The following is a 20,079-nucleotide window of genomic DNA, read 5'->3' as shown; positions in this document are numbered from 1 at the left end:
AACTTTTCTAAGGTTTCCCTAAAGAAAACCGTCTTCTAGTGTATCATATTTGCAGCTATTTCTCAAATAAATACTAGAACTTTAAGTTGATTTTATGGTATGATAACTCTATTAGAATAGGGAGGTATTATCATGCCAAAGGACGTTACTGTTGAAAGTTTTGAACTTGATCACACTATTGTAAAAGCACCTTATGTCCGTCTTATTTCGGAGGAAGTTGGACCCAAAGGAGATATCATCACAAACTTCGATATCCGTTTGATCCAACCTAACGAAAATAGTATCGATACAGGCGGTCTTCATACTATCGAACACCTACTCGCTAAACTGATTCGCCAACGTATCGATGGACTTATCGATTGTTCACCATTTGGTTGTCGTACAGGTTTTCATATGATCATGTGGGGAAAACAAGATCCAACGGAAATTGCCAAAGTTATCAAATCTTGTCTTGAAGCTATTGCTAACGAAATCACTTGGGAAGATGTTCCAGGAACTACCATTGAATCCTGTGGTAACTATAAGGATCACAGCCTTCATTCGGCTAAGGAATGGGCTAAACTTATCCTTGAACAAGGCATCTCAGACCAAGCCTTCGAACGTCATACCGTCTAAAAAACATTGGGAGTTATATCCCAATGTTTTTTAATATTTTCTAAAACGTTGATAACGCGCTTCAAGCAAGTCTTCTGTTGATAATTGACTTAATTCTGCCAATTCATCTACGATGGCTGTCTTAATCGCTTCAATAATTTCGCTAGTAAAGTAACCACGTTCTGGAATAACCTTGTCAACGATTCCCATATTGAGTAACTCGCCTGATGTAATCTTCATCAACTCTGCTGCCTCTTCTGATCGTGAACCATCTTTCCAGAGAATGGTTGCAAACCCTTCAGGACTCAAGATAGAGTAGATGGTATTTTCAAGCATCCAAACCTTATCAGCTACCGCCAAGGCAAGGGCACCTCCAGAACCACCTTCACCAATAATGATGGCAATAATTGGCACCTTAAGGTCACTCATTTCCATAAGGTTACGAGCAATAGCCTCACCCTGTCCACGTTCCTCTGCTCCGACACCAGGATAAGCACCTGCAGTATTGATAAAGGTAACAACTGGACGACCAAACTTTTCAGCCTGTTTCATGAGGCGAAGAGCCTTACGATAGCCCTCTGGATGAGGTTGACCAAAGTTACGATTGAGATTATCTTGTAGGTTTTTACCTTTTTGGATACCCACTACTGTAACGGCTTGGCCATTTAAGCGACCAATACCACCGATAATGGCACCATCATCACGGAAATTACGGTCACCATGAAGTTCGATGAAATCATCAAAGATTCCTTGGGCAAAGTCCAAAGCAGTTAAACGGCCTTGATCACGCGCTTCTTTTAAAATACGTGCTACGTCGCTCATTGAACACCTCCATGGAATGATAAGAGTGTGGCAATAGTATCAGCCAACTCTGTACGTTTGACAATGGCATCAACAAAACCATGTTCCTGAAGGAACTCGGCCTTTTGGAAATCATCCGGCAAAGTTTCACGAACTGTATTTTCAATGACACGACGACCTGCAAAACCAATCAAAGTTTGTGGCTCAGCCAAGATGATATCGCCTTCCATGGCAAAACTTGCTGTAACCCCACCTGTGGTTGGATCTGTCAAGACAGTCAAATACAGCAAGCCAGCGTTTGAATGACGTTTTACTGCTGCTGATATCTTAGCCATTTGCATCAAACTCATGATTCCCTCTTGCATACGGGCACCACCAGAAGCTGTAAAAATAACTACTGGAAGTTTTTCCAAAATCGCATACTCAAAGAGTTTTGTGATTTTTTCACCAACAACGGTTCCCATTGAAGCCATGATAAAGTTGGAATCCATGATAGCCAAGGCTGTTTTTTGTCCCTTGATAGTTGCAACACCCGTCACAACTGCTTCATCAAGACCTGTTTTTTCCTTGGTAGCTGCTAACTTCTCCATATAACCTGGGAAGTTCAATGGATTTTCAGTTTTAATACCTGTAAACAGTTCTTGGAAAGATCCCTCGTCAACCGTTAAATCAAGACGTTCTTTTGCTGAAATACGGAAGGTATAAGAACAGTTTGGACAGATTTTAGCTTGCCCCAAGTCCTTTTGATAAATAGCTTGCTTACAGCCAGGACATTTGGCAAAAAGCTCATCTGGTACTTCTGGCACCTGGTGATCAACCCCATTACGCACAGAACGGTTAGGATTGATACGGATATACTTTTCTTTTCGATCAAATAATCCCATAAACTCTATTCCTCACGATTCTGGTATTCTGGTAAGAAAGTTTCCATCAAGAATGACGTATCATAATCCCCAGCAATAACGCTACGGTCTGAAATTAAATCCAACTGGAAGTCAGCATTTGTCACAACTCCATCGATTTCAAGCTCGTAAAGAGCACGTTGCATCTTCATGAGTGCCTCAAATCGATTTTCTCCATGAACAATGATTTTAGCAATCATTGAATCATAGTAAGGTGGAATGGTATAGCCTGGATAGACAGCACTGTCCACACGAAGGCCAACACCACCACTAGGTAGGTAGAGATTGCTAATTTTCCCTGGGCTTGGTGCAAAGTTGAACTTAGGATTTTCCGCATTGATACGACACTCAATGGCATGTCCCTTGATTTCAATATCATCTTGAGACACAGATAATTTTTCACCTGCAGCAATACGGATTTGTTCTTTAACAATATCCACACCACTTACAAATTCAGTAACTGGGTGCTCAACTTGAACACGGGTATTCATTTCCATAAAGTAAAACTGACCTGATTTTTCATCAAGAAGAAACTCGATAGTACCCGCATTTTCATAATTAACAGCCTTAGCAGCACGGACAGCTGCAGACCCAATTTCATGACGAAGTGTCTTACCAATGGCAACAGAAGGCGATTCTTCCAAGACCTTTTGGTTATTACGTTGAAGAGAACAGTCACGCTCACCTAGGTGGACAATGTTACCATAGCTATCTCCCAAAATCTGAACCTCAATATGACGAGCTGGGTAAATAACTTTCTCGATATACATTGCCCCATTACCAAAGGCTGCTTTAGCTTCCTGTGACGCAGATTCGAAGGCAGGAGCCAACTCTTCTTCAGTGTTGACCTTACGAATTCCTTTACCGCCACCACCTGCAGAAGCCTTAAGCATCACTGGGTAACCAAGACGATTGGCAACTTCTAAAGCCTCTTCAGCCGTAAAGACTTCACCATCTGAACCAGGGATTACAGGGACATTAGCCCTAATCATTTCAGCACGGGCATTGATTTTATCACCCATTTTGTCCATAACTTCACCTGAAGGACCAATAAACTTGATGTTCATTTCCTCACAGAGAGTGGCAAATTTAGAGTTTTCACTCAAGAAACCAAACCCTGGGTGAATAGCTTGAGCCTCAGTTACAATAGCTGCTGACAAGACACGGTTCATATTCAAATAAGAATCAGTTGATTTTGCTGGACCAATACAGATAGCTTCATCAGCAAGCATAGTATGGAGAGAATCCTTATCCGCTTCAGAATAGATAGCAACCGTTTGGATTCCCAATTCACGCGCTGCACGAATAATACGAACTGCAATTTCACCACGATTGGCAATCAATAATTTTTTAAACATAAAACAAGATAACATCAGACATTTTTTTGATAGTCTGTGTTGATTTCCTTTCTATGTGATAGACCAATGTCTAAAGAAAAATCCTTTCCGACTGTCGCCAGAAGGATTTTCACAAAACATTAGCTTCCAATAGCAAAAGTCAAGGTACCTGATGCAGCAAGTTTACCATCGACTTCAGCCTTAGCTTCAACAACAGCAATTGTTCCACGACGTTTAACAAACTTAGCTGTCATCACAAGTTGGTCCCCTGGGACAACCTGTTTTTTAAATTTAACCTTATCCATACCTGCGTAAAAGACTAGCTTGCCTTTATTTTCAGATTTTGACAATTCAAGAACACCAGCAGTTTGCGCAAGAGCTTCCATGATGAGAACACCTGGCATAACTGGGTATTGTGGGAAATGCCCATTAAAGAAAGGCTCATTGATCGTAACATTTTTAATAGCTATAATTTCGTCTTCTGAAACTTCTAAAACACGGTCAACCAAAAGCATTGGGTAACGGTGTGGCAAAGCCTCACGAATAGCATTAATATCAATTGTCATTTGATGCGTACCAATCCTTTTCCGTAGTCAACGACTTCTTCATTTGCTACCAAGATTTCAGTGATAACACCATCTTTAGGTGCAGGCACTTCATTCATGACCTTCATAGCTTCAACGATAAGAAGCGTTTGCCCTTTTTTAACTGTATCGCCAACAGAAACAAAGGCTGGTTTTTCAGGCGATGGTGACAAGTAAGCCACACCGACAAGTGGACTTTCAACCACTTCTCCTTCAGCAGCTTGAGCTGGTGCAGAAGCTTCTTCAACCGGTGTTGCTGGTGTTTCAACAGCAGCGGGTGCTGCTACTGGAGCAACTGGGGCCTGAGAAGCTGGTGCAACCACTTCGACTGTAGGGGCTACTGGGGCAGCTGTTACTGAACTTGTTTGATTCTTGCTCAAGTTCAACTCTTCTCCATTGTTTTTGTATGAGAACTCACGCAAAGTTGAGGCATCAAATTGAGCCAATAAATCTTTAATTTCAGAAATATTCATGAATTAGCCCTCCCAACGTTTAAAGGCAAGAACAGCGTTGTGTCCACCAAAACCAAAGGTATTTGAGATTGCATACTCAATATCAGCTTCTTTACCTTCACCGTAAACAACATTAGCTTCAATGTAGTCAGACAATTCTTTTGTACCAGCAGTTTTTGGTACAAAGCTGTGACGAATAGCTTCAATTGTTGCAATAGCTTCAACAGCACCAGCGGCACCAAGCAAGTGACCTGTAAATGATTTAGTAGATGAAACTAGAACATCTTTACCAAGTACAGACACAATAGCACCACTTTCACCTTTTTCATTAGCAGGTGTTGACGTACCGTGAGCATTGACATAGTCAACATCTTCAGGCTTGATACCAGCTTCGTTGATAGCCAATTTAATTGCTTTAGCAGCTCCTGAACCGTCTGGAGTTGGCGTTGTCATGTGGTAAGCATCACAGTTTGATCCGTAACCAACAATCTCAGCCAAGATGTTGGCACCACGTTTTTGCGCATGTTCCAAGCTTTCAATAACGAGAACCCCAGCACCTTCACCCATAACAAAACCATTACGGTCTTTATCAAATGGAATTGAAGAACGTTCTGGATCTTCTGTTGTTGAAAGGGCTGTAAGAGCGTTAAAACCACCAATACCAATTTTAGTGATTGAAGCTTCAGCACCACCAGCCAAGACAACATCGTGCAAACCAAATTTAATTTCACGGAAGGCTTCACCGATAGCATCATTGGCAGAGGCACAGGCAGTTGTCACTGATTTACATACCCCTTGAGCACCAATTTTAAGAGCAATGTTACCAGCACCCATGTTTGAAAGTGCTTTAGGGATAAACATTGGTTTGATACGTTTCATCCCACGTTCGTGCATACGAATGATCTGATCTTCAAGTTCTTGAAGACCACCGATACCAGATGACACGATGACACCAACACGATCACGATCTTCTTCTTCCATGTTAAGTCCTGAATTTTCAAGAGCTTCCATAGCAGCATAAATCGCATAAAGTGAGTAAGTGTCCATACGGTTAGTATCTTTTTTCACAAAGTACTTATCGAACGGGAAATCTTGGATTTCACCAGCGTTAAAGACTGGAATTTCAGAAGCATCGAACTTCGTAATTGGTTTGATACCAATTTTACCGTCATGAAGACTGTTCCAAAATTCTTCTGGTGTATTACCGATTGGTGAGGTTACGCCGTAACCTGTAACAACAACACGATTTGTAGACATATATATTCTCCTTTTGTCGGATGGATATTCTAGTAAATGATTTTTTTGATATTGACATTCAATTATTGCATGGTCATACCACCATCAATAGCGATGGTTTGACCTGTGAGATATTCTTGACTAGCCAAGAATGCTGCAACTTCAGCCACTTCTTCTGCTTGACCAATACGTTTCATTGGCACTTGAGCAATCATGGCATCTTTCATTTTCTCTGGAATAGCGTCAGTCATATCTGATTCAATGAAACCAGGAGCAATAGCATTGACACGGACACCACGAGCCGCAACTTCACGTGCCACTGATTTTGTAAAACCAATCAGACCAGCTTTTGAAGCCGCATAGTTAGCTTGACCAATATTCCCCATGAGACCTACAACAGATGACATATTGATGATGGCACCTTGACGAGCCTTAGACATTGGTTTTAAGACAGCCTGTGTCATATTGAAAGCACCAGTCAAGTTGATTTTCAAGACACGTTCAAAATCTTCTTCACTCATCTTCAACATCAACTTATCGTTAGTGATACCAGCATTATTAACCAAAACATCAACACTACCAAGCTTTTCAATAGCTTCAACTACCATACGTTTAGCATCTTCACCGTTAGAAATATCACCTGAGATACCTACAACAGTTACACCATAATCTGCAAACTGTGCAAGCAAGTCCTCAGAGATTTCAGAACGTCCATTTAGAACAACATTGGCACCAAGACTAGCAAATTTGTGTGCCACAGCTAATCCAATTCCACGTGTTGAACCTGTTACAAAAACATTTTTATTCTTAAGTTCCATGTTTACCTCGTTTTAAGCATTAAGAAGGGCATCAAGACTAGCTTGATCTTCAACATTATGAGTTGGTAGGGTTTTATCAATTTTCTTCAAGAAGCCTGACAAGACTTTTCCTGGACCAATCTCAATTACTTCATCTACACCAAATTCTTGGATAGTGGCAATCGAATCATAAAAACGTACAGGTTCCATCACCTGACGAGCCAAAAGTGCTTTGACATCTTCTGACTTCATGATTTGAGCCTCAGTATTACCTACTAAAGGAAGCGTAAAGTCCTTGAATGACACTTTCTCAAGTTCTACTGCCAATTTTTGACTAGCTGATTCAAGTAAAGCTGTATGGAAGGGTCCTGAAACATTAAGAGGAATCAGACGTTTAGCACCAGCTTCTTTAAGCAATTCCACAGCATAATCAACAGCCTCAACCTCACCACCAATAACAATTTGTGCTGGAGTATTATAGTTAGCAGGCGTTACTACACCCTTTTCAGATGCTTTTTGACAGATTTCTTCAATCAAACTTGGATCTGTATTCATGACAGCAACCATTTTCCCACTTCCAGCAGGAGCAGCTGTTTCCATGAATTCTCCACGTTTAGCAACCAAGGCTACCGCATCCTCAAATGAGAGTGCTCCAGCCGCAACTAGGGCAGAATATTCACCCAAAGAGAGACCGGCAACAATATCAGGAGTGATACCATTTTCTGCCAAAAGGCGATAAATGGCTACTGACGTTGTCAAAATAGCTGGTTGAGTATAGCGTGTCTGATTAAGTTTTTCTTCGTTAGAATCAATCAATTCACGCAAATCATAACCTAGAATACGACTAGCCGTATCAAATGTCTCCTTGACAACGGGATAAGTCGCATACAAATCGCTCGCCATGCTCAATTTCTGAGCCCCTTGACCAGCAAATAAGAACGCACGTTTTGTCACTATCCTAATCCTTTCGACGTTTTTAGACGTTTACATCTGCCCAACGAGCAGCTTCTTCTTTAATCACCTTAGCAGCACCTGTGTATAGGTCTTCCAAGATTTCTGCACATGTTTCTTCTTTACGAACAAGACCTGCAATTTGTCCAGCCATAACTGAACCATATTCCACATCTCCATCAACAACCGCGTTACGAAGGGCACCTGCACCAAGCTCTTCAATTTCCTCTTGAGTCTTCTTACCAGCCAAGAAATCTTTTTCAGCTTGGTTATATTCAGTAGCTAATTTATTCTTAATCGCACGAACTGGGTGTCCAACAACTGAGGCTGAAATAACAGTATCAATATCTTTAGCCTTCAAAATCTTATCTTTGAAGTTTTGGTGTGCATTAGATTCTTTGGCAACAGCGAAACGCGTACCAACCTGAACAGCTTCTGCTCCAAGCATAAGAACAGCAGCCATACCACGTCCATCAGCAACACCACCAGCTCCAATAACTGGGATAGATACCGCATCAGCAACTTGGCGAACAAGTGCCATAGTTGTCAATTTACCGATGTGACCACCAGCTTCCATACCTTCTGCGACAACAGCATCTGCTCCAAGTTTTTCCATACGTTTAGCAAGTGCTACCGATGGAATAACTGGGATTACTGTAATTCCAGCTTCATGGAAACGCTCCATATATTTACCTGGGTTTCCGGCTCCTGTTGTAACAACCTTAACGCCCTCTTCGATAACGAGGTCGACGATGTCATCTGCAAATGGTGACAAAAGCATGATATTAACACCGAATGGTTTATCAGTGATTTGTTTTACTCTATCAATATTAGCTTTTACCACTTCTTTAGGGGCATTACCACCACCAATAATTCCGAGTCCACCAGCATTTGAAACGGCTCCTGCCAAGTCGCCATCAGCAACCCAGGCCATACCACCTTGGAAGATTGGATATTTAATTCCTAACAGTTCTGTAATACGAGATTTCATTTTGCACCTTTTTTCGATTTTCTAATCAAATAAATAGTTTAATAATCAAAGTAATTGTATAAACAAAGGAGAATATCCCAAATAAGAATATTCTCTATGCCCTGCTTATTTAGTTTTTTCTTCTACGTAAGCAACAAGGTCACCAACAGTGTTAAGACCTTCTTCAGTTTCGATTTGGATATCGAACTCATCTTCGATTTCTGAGATAACTTGGAACACGTCAAGTGAGTCAGCGTCAAGTTCGTCAAAAGTAGTTTCTACTTTTACTTCTTCTGCATCTTTCCCAAGTTCTTCAACGATGATTTCTTGTACTTTTTCAAATACTGCCATTTTAATTTCTCCTTTAAGATAAATATATTTCTTATAATCTATGCTGGTGCATAATTTATATAACTAGATTTTAACAATAAGACTGCCCCATGTCAAACCCCCACCAAAACCTGATAAAAGAATTGTTTGACCGCTGTCTAATTTTAAGGTCCCATTCGCCACGTTTTCAGAAAGCAGAATTGGGATACTTGCCGCACTGGTATTACCATAAGACATCATGTTTGCCAAGAATTTATCACGACTGACATCGATTTTCTTAGCCATAATATCCAAAATACGAATGTTAGCTTGATGAAGAAGGAAGTAATCAGGCTCACCTTTTTCTTCAACCAAGGCCTTAATACTCTTTGAAACCGTCTTAACGGCAAAATCAAAGATTGCTTTCCCATCCATTTGCATATAGGGATTAGGCTGATCAGACTCATCTGAATAAGGCGAGATAACTGCAGAGGCTCCTGACTCAAGACCACCCTTGCTACCATCGGTATTTAAAGATTCACCAAAGAAATGTTCTTCTTCAGATTCTTCTAATAAAACACCGCCAGCACCATCTCCGAAAAGGACTGCTGTTGTGCGATCAGACCAGTCTAACGTTTTAGAAAGAACTTCAGAACCAATGACTAAACCTTTTTTGTAGACACCTGACTTTATCAATTTTTCTGCGGTTGCTAAAGCAAAGACAAACCCACTACATGCCGCAGTAATATCAAAAGCAAAGGCATTGACTGCTCCAATTGTTCCTTGAACACGCGCTGCCACCGACGGCATCGAGCTATCAGGAGAAATCGTTGCAACCAAAACAAAGTCTAGCTCCTCAGGAGCTAATCCTGATTTTTCTAATAGCTGATGAGCAACATTGGTAGCTAAATCACTCGTATTCTCATTCAATGAGATGCGACGTTCCTGAATACCTGTACGTGAGCGAATCCACTCATCGCTAGTATCCATGATTTTTGATAGGTCATCATTAGTCACGACCTGAGCAGGTGCATAATGGGCAACCTGACTAATTTTTGCAAATGCCATTATTTCAACTCCTCAAGAAAGGCGTGGAGATTTTCCAATCCCTTGCTCATAACCTTCAATTCCTCGTCGTTAAAGCCTTCTGTAATCCTCATCACCATTGATTTATGAAAACGACGGTGAAGACGATATACCAAACGACCCTTTTTAGAAAGTGAAAGATGGACCACACGGCGGTCAACTGATGAACGCGTACGGACAATATAACCTTTCTTTTCAAGTTTATTGAGAGACGTTGTTACAGTACCAAGAGTTAGCATGAGTTCTTTAGCTACTGCACTTGGTGTCGTATCTGGATGTGTACCGATCACATCAATGGTATGCATTTCCTTGAGGGAAACATCGTTAAACTTTGAATTCTTTAAACTTGCTTCTTCGATAATAACTACGTTATTAAAAATATCAACAAGATAGCCATCAATTTTGTCGTAATTCACACCAGACTCCTTTCAATAAAACTTTGACTTTCAAATTATATCAGACTCAAACTAATTTCGCAAGCCCGATTAAAAAACTTTAGTTTTTCTTTTAGAAAATGTGGCTATTTCCCTTGGAATTTAGGTCGACGACGCTCACTATAAGCACGTACCCCTTCTTTGAAGTCTTCTGTGAAAGCAAGAGATTTTTGCAAGTCAAGTTCCAACTTAGCGTAATTTTCCCATCCTGCAAATTCAGATTCCCAAACCATTTCTTTAATGGCTTTAAAGGAATTCACTGAAGAGCGATTCAATTTTTTAATCAATTGACTCACAGTTTTTTCAAGTTTTTCTGACTCAACAACTTTGTAGGCAATTCCCCAGTCCAAGGCTTTTTCAGCTGATACTGGCTCTCCAGTCATGGTAATTTGAGTCGCACGGTTAATACCGATTGAACGTGTCAAAAGGTAGAGACCTCCAGCGTCAGGTGCCAAACCAACACCTACAAAAGCTTGGATGAATTTAGCTTTATCAGATGCAATCGTAAAGTCTGCTGCAACAGCTAAGTTAGCTGCAGCACCTGCACATGGTCCATCAACTACCATGATGACTGGCTTAGGCAATTTTTTAAGAGCAAAAGAAATTTCATTTACCTGCTCAGCAATACGAACCAAAGACTGTACATCATCTACAGCAACCGCTTTTTGCATTTGATCAAGGTCACCACCAACAGAAAAGACTTTTCCATTAGCATTGATTACCAAGAATTTTACTGACGCATCTTGTTTAGCTTGCTCAATTGCAGCCATAATCTCATCACAAACTGGAATATTAAATCCATTTTGCACTTCTGGACGATTAAGCGTTAAAGTTGCTACTCCATCTTCAACACTATAAAGAATTGTTTCGTAAGCCATTTTTTGCATTCCTCCGATAACTAGTTCCTATATGAAAACCGTATGTTCTTTATATTTTTATCACAATTTTATTTGATGAATAGATAATTTGATTATCAAATCATTCATCGTTAATTTCTAGTATACCATAGTCCATCTAAAGGTCAACAAAAACTTAGAGTTTTTTAATTTGATACATCAAAACACCGAGTTCTACAACTCGGTGTCTCTTCTATTTTAATAAATCTAAAACATCCATAAGGTTATCCAACAAGCCTTTGGCTGCACCTTGATCCATGCCAAAACGATTATCTTTAATGGCCCAAACCTCAACACCTGCTGCAACTCCAGCAGCAATCCCCTTTTCGCTATCTTCGATAATTAGCGCCTGATTTGCTTCCACGTTCAAATGCTGTAATGCTGTCAGATAAATCTCTGGATTAGGTTTACTCTCCTTAAATTCTTCTCCTGAGAGAACCACATCAAAGAAACCATTCAAATGATTTTCCTCCAAAGCTCTAAGGATATCTGCCTTTACTGAGCTAGAAGCTAAACCTATTTTCAACCCTCGAGAATTCACTTCATTCAAGACCTTGAAAACATCAGGAAAGATTAATTCTTTATAGGGTAAGGGGTTGTCTTGTTTATAGGCATTGTACTCTTCTTGTAAAGTTGGCACATCCCAGTTATCATAGTCATCTCTGAGAATATTTTCCCAAACTTGCTTGGTATTTCCACCTATAAAGAAAGACGGGGGTAAATGGTCTATTGAAATTCCCTTTTGAGCTAAAAAATTTGCACGTCGATCATAATAATATTTTTCAGTGTCAAAAAGGACACCATCCATATCAAAAATAATTGCCTCTACCACGGGATATCCTCCTTTTCTTTCCTTATTGTACCATAATCAGACTAAATCTTACTTGCTTTTAAAAACAATGTGACAAATTGTCAGAATTTTGCTATAATTGTAGAGTAATTTAAAATTTTTGGAGTAACTATGAAAGTCATCAAATTCGGTGGAAGCTCACTTGCTTCAGCCACACAATTAGAAAAAGTCTTAAACATTGTAAAATCTGACCCTGAACGTCGCTTTGTCGTAGTATCAGCCCCTGGTAAGCGTAACGATGAAGATACCAAAGTCACAGACGCCTTGATTAAATACTATAAACACTACACAAAAGGTGCTGATGTCAAAGCTGACCAAGAATGGATTATTAACCGCTACCAAGCTATGGTCGATGAGCTAGGCTTCAAATCAACAGAAATGGCGAAGATTGCTAAATCTATCAACGATCTTGCCACTCTTCCTATTGAAGACAATGATTTCCTTTATGATACTTTCCTAGCTGCAGGGGAAGATAATAACGCAAAATTAATCGCAGAATATTTCCGTAATAACGGTATTGAAGCACGTTACGTTCACCCTCGCCAAGCTGGTATTTTTGTCTCAAGCGAACCTGGAAATGCTCGTATCCTTCCAGGAGCTTATGACAAGTTGGAAGAGCTTCGCGAATCAGATGAGGTTCTTGTTATCCCTGGTTTCTTCGGTGTTACCCCTGATAATCAAATTTGTACTTTCTCACGTGGAGGCTCTGATATCACTGGTTCTATCGTTGCAGCTGGAGTTAAGGCAGATTTATATGAAAACTTCACAGATGTAGATGGTATTTTCGCAGCCCATCCTGGTGTCGTTCATGAACCACATTCAATTCCAGAGTTGACTTACAAGGAAATGCGTGAATTGGCGTATGCTGGCTTCTCAGTTCTTCATGACGAAGCCCTTCTCCCTGCCTACCGTGGTAAAATTCCACTCGTTATTAAAAATACAAATAACCCAGACCACCCAGGCACACGCATTATTCTTGAACACAAGGGTGCAACTGTTCCTGTCGTTGGTATCGCGAGTGATGATAAATTCGTCAGCATCAATATGAGCAAATACCTCATGAACCGTGAAGTTGGTTTTGGACGTAAGGTTCTCCAAATTTTGGAAGATTTAAACATCCGTTGGGAACACATGCCTTCTGGAATCGATGATCTCTCAATCATTATTCGAGAACGTGAACTTACCCCAATCAAAGAACAAGAAATTCTTTCATACTTGACTCGTGAACTCGGTGTTGATGAAGTTGAAATTGAACATGGCCTTTCAATCCTCATGATTGTTGGTGAAAATATGAAAGACCACATCGGTGTTACAGCGACAGCGGCTAAAGCGCTCTCTGAAAAACATATTAACCTAGAAATGATTTCCCAAGGTTCTAGTGAGGTTTCTGTTATGTTTGTAATTGAAACCGAGCAAGAAAAGGCAGCTGTCAGAGCTCTTTACGATGCTTTTTTCCGTAGTGGCGATTAATCTAAAAACCTATCTCCTTCAAAGGATAGGTTTTTTCTTTATGAAAAAATAAGTCATCTCTCATGATATCTACTCCAATAGAAAATTCGTTGAGCAATTATACACAGCAATTGCTAACCAAAAAACACTAACTTTCGTTAGTGCTTTTTTTTACAAGATATTTTCGTAATTTTCACGAACGGCATCTGGCCAAACTGAAGTTTGAACCTCACCAATATGTTTCTTACGAAGCAAGAACATAGCCATACGTGACTGACCAATACCTCCACCAATTGTTAGTGGGAAAAGGCCATGTAACAAGGCTTGGTGCCAATCCAATTTCAAACGATCTTGGTCGCCAGTAATTTCAACCTGACGTTTAAGGGCATCTTCATCAACACGAATACCCATTGATGACAATTCAAAGGCATGTCCTAATTGTTCATTCCAAACCAAGATATCCCCATTCAAACCATGGTAACCATTCTCAGACTCAGTTGTCCAGTCATCATAGTCAGGTGCACGACCATCATGTGGTTTTCCATCAGGAAGAACACCACCGATACCAATCAAGAATACAGCACCATATTCCTTAGTAATAGCATCTTCACGCTCTTTTGGTGTCAAATCAGGGTACTTCTCAACAAGTTCTTCTGAATGGATGAAGGTAATTTTCTTAGGTAAAATAGCTTCAATATCGTAACGTGCTTCAACTGCTAGCTCAGTCAAACGAATAACCTTATAAATGGTTTCAACAGTTTCTTTCAAGTAAGCGATATTACGATGTCCGTCAGGAATAACTTTTTCCCAGTCCCATTGGTCAACGTAAACAGAGTGCGTTGCATCCAATGAATCTTCATCTGGACGAAGAGCCTTCATATTAACCACGAGCCCTTCACCTTCATTGAAACCAAAACGAGCCAAAGTATGGCGTTTCCATTTTGCTAATGAGTGAACAACTTCGTATGTTGCGTCAGGAATCTGAAGCACATTAACAGTTACAGGATTTTCAATACCGCTCAAATTATCCTGCATACCATCCCCGACCTTACTCAAAATAGGCCCTTGCACTTCAACGACGTCAAGTTTATCAATCAAATACTGTGTAAAAGTATTCTTCACAAAAGAAATTTCCTCTTGTTGATGAATGAAGCTCTTTTTCATACGCTCCTCCTTTAAAAAATCGATAAACCTATTATACTCCTATTTTTCAGAAAAATAAAGAAATTTTCCAACAATTTTGAAAATTTCTTGTTTTTTATGTTAGGTTTTATCACATTTTCTTAGTTAGCTTCACAACTGCTTCTGTTCGAGCTGTATGAGGAAACATGTCTACTGACTGAATATAATTAACATCATAAACTTTAGCCAAAGAAACTAGGTCTCTAGCCAAAGTAGATACATTACATGAAACATAAACCATTTTTTCAGGAGTGTAGGCCAGTATCGTTTTAAGTAGCTTATCATCTAAACCAGTTCTAGGTGGATCCACAATAAGAGCATCTGCTCGATAGCCTTCCTTGTACCAACGAGGAATGATATCCTCAGCCTTACCCACCTCATAGTGAGCATTCTCCAACCCAAGTGATTTAGCATTCTTTCTAGCATCCTCAATAGCCTCTGGAATAATATCCATACCTCGAATACTCTTTACCTTATTTGCAAAAGCAAGTCCAATAGTACCAACCCCACAATAAGCATCAATAAGGTGTTCAGCCTTACCTACATCCAAAGCTTCAACGGCCTGACCATAGAGTACCTCTGTTTGTTGAGGATTCAACTGGTAAAATGCACGAGGAGAGAGAGCAAAGTTATAGTCCAGTACCTCTTCTTGAATAGTGTCTTGCCCCCAAAGAATTTCCGTCTCTTGACCATAAATCTCACTGGACTTCGAATAATTATAATTGACAGCAATTGTTACAATTTCTGGAAAACTTTCCGTCAATTCCTTAACTAATTTAGTGAAAGAAACTGATTTAGAGGTTACAAAAATCAACTGGACCTGATTTGAACCCAAAGCACGTCGTATCATAACAGTCCGAATTCCAGAAATTTTACGCTCATTATAAATTGGCAACCTGTATTTATCTAACAAATTTGTTACCTTATTCATGATGACTTGAGTTAGCTCATCCTGAACTAGGCAATCATCAATATTAATGAGGCGATGACTCCCTTCCGCAAATAAGCCAGCTTTGACTGAACCACCAAAAGAACGGGTTTGAAATTGTAGTTTAGCTCGGTAATGTTGTGGTTGCCCCATCCCTATTGTTGGACGAATGTCATATGACTCAAAATTAGCTGGTTTAAACTTCTTCAAGGCTTGTCCTAATAAGTCAGTTTTAAACTCTAATTGCTTATCATAACGAAGATGCATTAACTGGCAACCACCACAGTCTTCATAAATACTACATGAAGGTTCGACACGAAACTTAGAAGGTTTATTAATCTTTAATAATTTCGCCTGAACAAAGTTTCTCTTGACAGAAACAACCTGACAGAACACCTCTTCACCCTTCAAAGCCCCTGGCACAAAAACTAGAGTTTTCTTATAAAAACCAATGCCTTCGCCATTGATTCCTATGCGTTTTATCTTAAGCGGGATACGCTGTTTCACTTGTAAATTCATACTACCATTCTAACATTTTGATATAATAATAACTATGAAAATCACAAAAATTGAGAAGAAAAAGAGACTTTATCTCCTTGAGATAGACAAAAAAGAGAGTCTCTACGTTACAGAAGATACCATCGTTAAATACATGTTGACCAAAGAAATGATACTGGACAAAAATCAACTAGAGGACATTAAATCCTATGCCCAGTTCTCACATGGTAAAAACTTAGCCCTCTATTTTATTTCCTTTAAACAACGTACTGAGAAAGAGGTAAAAGATTACCTTTTTAAACATGAAATAAACCCTCATATAATTCCAAAAATTATTGATAATCTAAAAAGAGATCACTGGATTGATGATTACAAACTCCTAGAAAGTCTGGCTCAACAAAATCTGAATTCAGGCGATAAAGGGGCCTATGTGCTGAAGCAAAAATGGCTTCAAAAAGGTTGTAACAAACAGATCATTGACGATGTTTTAAGTCAATTTGATTTCTCAGAAATAGCCATTAGAGTAGCTTCAAAACTGTTACGAAAATATCAGGGAAAACTACCATCTAAAGCCCTAAAAGATAAATTAACTCAAAACCTTATCAATAAAGGTTTTTCATTTCAAGAAAGTATACTAGCAATCGATCATCTAGAACTTGAAGCAGATGAAGAAAATGAACAAGCTCTCCTTTATAAAGAGATAGATAAGCAATTTCAAAAATTTAGTAAAAAATACGACGGTTACGAGCTAAAGCAGCGCTTGACACAATCTTTAGCCCGAAAAGGTTATGACTTTGATGCCATAGCATCCGCTCTAAGAGAATATTTATAGGAATTCCCCCTCTTTTCACAAAATTATGATACAATAATGGAGATAACCCTTATTGTAGAAAGAGGACGCCATGAAATTACCAAAAGAAGGCGACTTTATCACAATTCAAAGTTATAAGCATGATGGTAGTTTGCACCGTACTTGGCGCGATACTATGGTACTAAAGACAACTGAGAATGCTGTTATTGGCGTTAACGACCACACCCTCGTTACTGAAGCAGACGGAAGACGATGGGTAACACGCGAACCTGCTATTGTTTATTTCCACAAAAAATACTGGTTTAATATTATAGCCATGATTAGGGATAACGGCATTTCCTACTACTGCAATTTAGCTAGTCCATATATCTTGGACCAAGAAGCACTAAAATATATTGACTACGACCTAGATGTCAAAGTCTTCGCTGATGGTGAAAAAAAATTGCTAGATGTAGATGAGTATGAAACACATAAAAAAGAAATGCATTACTCTCCTGATATTGACTATATCTTAAAGGAACATGTTAAAATCTTGGTAGATTGGATTAACAATGGTAAGGGGCCATTTTCACAATCTTATGTTAACATCTGGTACAAACGTTATCTTGAACTAAGGAATCGTTAAAGTTGTCATAAAAAAGACTAGTAATAATACTAGTCTTTTTTTGCACTAAAAACTAATGCTTCGGAATCTAAATCCATATTCAAAAGATAACGCCCTTCTTCTACTTGAATAAGATACCCTAATAATTCTAAAGCATCAACAAAAATATTCTTCCTTTTTTGAAGTACATATTCCTTCCTAACGTATTTCAATAGAAAAGTCGTTACATGTTTCAAAAAATATTCAGGATTAACATCCCCTAATATGTCATATAATTTATTTTGCTTTTCCGATAATGGTAAATTTTGTCTTAATTTATAAAAATAATTTGAAATCGAAAGTTCGTCTCTCGTGATACCCGTTTGTTCGATAATAACAACATCATTAGTAGAATTAGATATCTCAGTAACAAAACTACGATTTAATAGTTCTAAATAACAAGAAGAATCATCATTAATAAAAAAATGCTGGTCTAAGTCAATTTTAGAAGAATTCGTCACTAGATTAATTAATAAACGGTAACGTTTCTCGAATCGTTCAATATAGCCTGCTTTTACAAACTCCTCAATTAATTTATCTATATTCTTTTGAAAAGGGAACTGCCTTTTTATTGCTCTCAGGGTCACAGGCTGATTAAGATATAAATAATTCACTATTTCCATAAAAAAAGCTTGCTTACATAGTTTGTTTGGGTTAAATTGTATTATCATAAGAAGTATTATACCATTAATCAGGCCACTAAAAAAAGGCCTGACGGCCTAATTTTATGCATTAAAGCTTTCAGTTAACTGTGGTACAACTTGTTTCTTACGAGAAACAGCACCTTCAAGGAAAGCATGATTATTATCTAAAACAAAATCAAAAGCATTTTCAACTTTATCAGTATTTGACCCAAGTGCAAGAATTTCTGAATTTGAATTAAGAATATCTGTAATCATTAAGACAAAGTCAGAGTATCCATTGTTTTTAATTGAGTTATTAATAGCTTCTTCGATTTCCTCTTGACGAGAAAGAACATCAGAAATATCAACTGTATTAACTTGTGCAACACGAACTTGATTACCATTCAATTCAAAAGTTTTGGCATCAATATCAATAAGTTCTTCAGCAGATTTAGAAGAAAGATTAGTACCAGCTTTAAGCATAGCAAGTCCATATTCTTCCAAATTAACACCAGCAATTTCTGCAAGTTCAGCAGCAACTGCAGGATCTGAAGCATGTGTAGTTGGAGATTTAAGGAGAAGAGTATCCGAAATCAAACCTGACAAAAGCAAACCAGCCACTTCCTTAGGAACTTCAACATTGTTTTCTTTGAACATACGATAAACAATTGAAGAAGCTGATCCAACAGGTTCCAATCGCATCATTAATGGATTAGCGGTTTCAAAGTTAGCCACACGGTGATGGTCTACTACCTCAATAACCTCAACATCCTTAATATCTGAAATAGATTGTTGAAACTCATTATGGTCTGTAAGAATTACTTGATTAACTCCCTCTGACAAAGATGATTCAACAACTCGTGGTGCCTCAACACTAAAATAATCAAGAACGAAAGCAGTTTCTTCGTTAGGAGTACCTAAAGCAACGGCTTCAGCATCAACGCCAAGTTGACGTTTCAAATAAGCGTATCCATAAGAAGACCCGATCGCATCAGAATCAGGATTTTGATGACCAAAAACAAAAACTTTAGACATAAATTCACCTCAAAAATAGTATTATAAGCTATTATAACATATAAAAAAAAGAAACAAAATAAAAAGAGTAACCTAAGTTACTCGAAATATAGTCCGTACGGGATTCGAACCCGTGTTACCGCCGTGAAAAGGCGGTGTCTTAACCCCTTGACCAACGGACCTTCTTTATGCCGGCTACATGACTTGAACACGCGACCCTCTGATTACAAATCAGATGCTCTACCAACTGAGCTAAGCCGGCTAACTTTTCTAATGCGGGTGAAGGGACTTGAACCCCCACGCCGTTAAGCGCCAGATCCTAAATCTGGTGCGTCTGCCAATTCCGCCACACCCGCATATATGACCCGTACTGGGCTCGAACCAGTGACCCATTGATTAAAAGTCAATTGCTCTACCAACTGAGCTAACGAGTCTCAAATATTTCTACTTGAACGGTCCCGACGGGAATCGAACCCGCGATCTTCGCCGTGACAGGGCGACGTGATAACCGCTACACCACGGGACCTATGGGAGTTAACGGGATCGAACCGCTGACCCTCTGCTTGTAAGGCAGATGCTCTCCCAGCTGAGCTAAACTCCCTTTGCGCTAAGCGACTACCGTATCTAACAGGGGGCAACCCCCAACTACATCAGGCGTACTAGGGCTTAACTTCTGTGTTCGGCATGGGAACAGGTGTATCTCCTAGGCTATCGTCACTTAACTCTGAGTAT

22 protein-coding genes, 6 tRNA genes and 1 rRNA gene are annotated in these 20,079 nt (G+C 39.2%); 4 read left to right on the top strand and 25 right to left on the bottom strand.

The window, feature by feature from the left end:
- Positions 1-132 precede the first annotated feature (132 nt).
- On the top strand, positions 133-615 hold the full coding sequence (locus ACYVQ1_RS00145; RefSeq protein WP_314676106.1) for an S-ribosylhomocysteine lyase: 483 nt from the start codon (positions 133-135) through the stop codon (positions 613-615).
- A gap of 30 nt (positions 616-645) precedes the next feature.
- Here the strand turns inward: ACYVQ1_RS00145 and ACYVQ1_RS00140 are convergent, their stop codons facing one another.
- The 14 genes from ACYVQ1_RS00140 to ACYVQ1_RS00075 form a co-directional block, all read right to left on the bottom strand.
- On the bottom strand, positions 646-1,416 hold the full coding sequence (locus ACYVQ1_RS00140) for an acetyl-CoA carboxylase carboxyl transferase subunit alpha (protein ID WP_049553801.1): 771 nt from the start codon (positions 1,414-1,416) through the stop codon (positions 646-648).
- Entirely contained in the window at positions 1,413-2,279 is an 867-nt protein-coding gene (accD, locus tag ACYVQ1_RS00135; RefSeq protein ID WP_461249426.1) for an acetyl-CoA carboxylase, carboxyltransferase subunit beta, read from the bottom strand. The genes ACYVQ1_RS00140 and accD overlap by 4 nt, the downstream gene beginning before the upstream one ends.
- Positions 2,280-2,284: 5 nt before the next feature.
- Positions 2,285-3,655, bottom strand: a complete 1,371-nt coding sequence (locus ACYVQ1_RS00130) for an acetyl-CoA carboxylase biotin carboxylase subunit (RefSeq protein ID WP_461249425.1) — start codon at positions 3,653-3,655, stop codon at positions 2,285-2,287.
- 119 nt (positions 3,656-3,774) lie between these two features.
- Complete coding sequence (gene fabZ / locus ACYVQ1_RS00125) at positions 3,775-4,200, bottom strand: 3-hydroxyacyl-ACP dehydratase FabZ (protein ID WP_461249424.1); 426 nt, start codon at positions 4,198-4,200, stop codon at positions 3,775-3,777.
- A complete protein-coding gene (gene accB / locus ACYVQ1_RS00120) occupies positions 4,197-4,691 on the bottom strand; it encodes an acetyl-CoA carboxylase biotin carboxyl carrier protein (protein WP_461249423.1) in 495 nt (164 codons plus the stop codon). Before accB ends, fabZ begins: the two co-directional genes overlap by 4 nt.
- A gap of 3 nt (positions 4,692-4,694) precedes the next feature.
- On the bottom strand, positions 4,695-5,927 hold the full coding sequence (gene fabF, locus ACYVQ1_RS00115) for a beta-ketoacyl-ACP synthase II (RefSeq protein WP_461249422.1): 1,233 nt from the start codon (positions 5,925-5,927) through the stop codon (positions 4,695-4,697).
- A gap of 62 nt (positions 5,928-5,989) precedes the next feature.
- Entirely contained in the window at positions 5,990-6,724 is a 735-nt protein-coding gene (gene fabG / locus ACYVQ1_RS00110) for a 3-oxoacyl-[acyl-carrier-protein] reductase (protein ID WP_461249421.1), read from the bottom strand.
- A 12-nt stretch (positions 6,725-6,736) separates the two neighbouring features.
- Positions 6,737-7,657: an ACP S-malonyltransferase gene (gene fabD / locus ACYVQ1_RS00105; protein ID WP_461249420.1), complete on the bottom strand. Its 921-nt coding sequence runs from the start codon at positions 7,655-7,657 to the stop codon at positions 6,737-6,739.
- A 22-nt stretch (positions 7,658-7,679) separates the two neighbouring features.
- Positions 7,680-8,645: an enoyl-[acyl-carrier-protein] reductase FabK gene (gene fabK, locus ACYVQ1_RS00100; protein WP_002886654.1), complete on the bottom strand. Its 966-nt coding sequence runs from the start codon at positions 8,643-8,645 to the stop codon at positions 7,680-7,682.
- A gap of 105 nt (positions 8,646-8,750) precedes the next feature.
- The gene (locus ACYVQ1_RS00095; protein WP_002885495.1) at positions 8,751-8,975 is read right to left on the bottom strand and encodes an acyl carrier protein; all 225 of its coding nucleotides are present in this window, start codon (positions 8,973-8,975) and stop codon (positions 8,751-8,753) included.
- Positions 8,976-9,038: 63 nt separating this feature from the next.
- Positions 9,039-10,001: a beta-ketoacyl-ACP synthase III gene (locus tag ACYVQ1_RS00090; protein WP_461249419.1), complete on the bottom strand. Its 963-nt coding sequence runs from the start codon at positions 9,999-10,001 to the stop codon at positions 9,039-9,041.
- Complete coding sequence (fabT, locus tag ACYVQ1_RS00085) at positions 10,001-10,435, bottom strand: fatty acid biosynthesis transcriptional regulator FabT (protein WP_002885562.1); 435 nt, start codon at positions 10,433-10,435, stop codon at positions 10,001-10,003. The genes ACYVQ1_RS00090 and fabT overlap by 1 nt, the downstream gene beginning before the upstream one ends.
- A 104-nt stretch (positions 10,436-10,539) precedes the next feature.
- Positions 10,540-11,331, bottom strand: a complete 792-nt coding sequence (locus ACYVQ1_RS00080) for an enoyl-CoA hydratase (protein WP_037601410.1) — start codon at positions 11,329-11,331, stop codon at positions 10,540-10,542.
- A gap of 211 nt (positions 11,332-11,542) precedes the next feature.
- The gene (locus ACYVQ1_RS00075) at positions 11,543-12,181 is read right to left on the bottom strand and encodes an HAD family hydrolase (protein ID WP_002886650.1); all 639 of its coding nucleotides are present in this window, start codon (positions 12,179-12,181) and stop codon (positions 11,543-11,545) included.
- Between the two features lie 129 nt (positions 12,182-12,310).
- On the opposite strand from ACYVQ1_RS00075, the gene ACYVQ1_RS00070 reads away from it, so the two are divergent.
- Positions 12,311-13,669 (top strand): aspartate kinase, encoded by a 1,359-nt coding sequence (locus ACYVQ1_RS00070; protein ID WP_070576611.1) that lies wholly within the window; start codon positions 12,311-12,313, stop codon positions 13,667-13,669.
- Between the two features lie 150 nt (positions 13,670-13,819).
- Here the strand turns inward: ACYVQ1_RS00070 and asnA are convergent, their stop codons facing one another.
- Positions 13,820-14,812 (bottom strand): aspartate--ammonia ligase, encoded by a 993-nt coding sequence (asnA, locus tag ACYVQ1_RS00065; protein ID WP_461249418.1) that lies wholly within the window; start codon positions 14,810-14,812, stop codon positions 13,820-13,822.
- A 109-nt stretch (positions 14,813-14,921) separates the two neighbouring features.
- Positions 14,922-16,277 carry a 23S rRNA (uracil(1939)-C(5))-methyltransferase RlmD gene (gene rlmD / locus ACYVQ1_RS00060; protein ID WP_461249417.1) on the bottom strand — a complete coding sequence of 452 codons (1,356 nt, stop codon included), beginning with the start codon at positions 16,275-16,277 and terminating at the stop codon, positions 14,922-14,924.
- 34 nt (positions 16,278-16,311) lie between these two features.
- Between rlmD and recX the strand changes: the two genes are divergently transcribed.
- Both recX and ntdP read left to right on the top strand, forming a co-directional pair.
- Entirely contained in the window at positions 16,312-17,088 is a 777-nt protein-coding gene (gene recX, locus ACYVQ1_RS00055) for a recombination regulator RecX (RefSeq protein WP_461249416.1), read from the top strand.
- 70 nt (positions 17,089-17,158) lie between these two features.
- Positions 17,159-17,692: a nucleoside tri-diphosphate phosphatase gene (gene ntdP / locus ACYVQ1_RS00050; protein WP_002886644.1), complete on the top strand. Its 534-nt coding sequence runs from the start codon at positions 17,159-17,161 to the stop codon at positions 17,690-17,692.
- A 29-nt stretch (positions 17,693-17,721) separates the two neighbouring features.
- Here the strand turns inward: ntdP and ACYVQ1_RS00045 are convergent, their stop codons facing one another.
- The 9 genes from ACYVQ1_RS00045 to rrf form a co-directional block, all read right to left on the bottom strand.
- Positions 17,722-18,381: a DUF1803 domain-containing protein gene (locus tag ACYVQ1_RS00045; protein ID WP_461249415.1), complete on the bottom strand. Its 660-nt coding sequence runs from the start codon at positions 18,379-18,381 to the stop codon at positions 17,722-17,724.
- A gap of 54 nt (positions 18,382-18,435) precedes the next feature.
- A complete protein-coding gene (locus ACYVQ1_RS00040) occupies positions 18,436-19,368 on the bottom strand; it encodes a manganese-dependent inorganic pyrophosphatase (protein WP_461249414.1) in 933 nt (310 codons plus the stop codon).
- A gap of 89 nt (positions 19,369-19,457) precedes the next feature.
- A tRNA-Glu gene (locus ACYVQ1_RS00035) sits at positions 19,458-19,529 on the bottom strand.
- 7 nt (positions 19,530-19,536) lie between these two features.
- Positions 19,537-19,609 (bottom strand) — tRNA-Thr (locus ACYVQ1_RS00030).
- 12 nt (positions 19,610-19,621) lie between these two features.
- Positions 19,622-19,703: transfer RNA gene (locus tag ACYVQ1_RS00025), tRNA-Leu, on the bottom strand.
- A 5-nt stretch (positions 19,704-19,708) separates the two neighbouring features.
- Positions 19,709-19,781: transfer RNA gene (locus ACYVQ1_RS00020), tRNA-Lys, on the bottom strand.
- 19 nt (positions 19,782-19,800) lie between these two features.
- Positions 19,801-19,873 (bottom strand) — tRNA-Asp (locus ACYVQ1_RS00015).
- Positions 19,874-19,875: 2 nt separating this feature from the next.
- Positions 19,876-19,948 (bottom strand) — tRNA-Val (locus tag ACYVQ1_RS00010).
- A gap of 5 nt (positions 19,949-19,953) precedes the next feature.
- A 5S ribosomal RNA gene (gene rrf / locus ACYVQ1_RS00005) occupies positions 19,954-20,069 on the bottom strand.
- Between the last annotated feature and the right edge of the window lie 10 nt (positions 20,070-20,079).

This window comes from Streptococcus parasalivarius (assembly GCF_054785155.1).
This window is presented reverse-complemented; position numbering and strand designations above follow the sequence as displayed.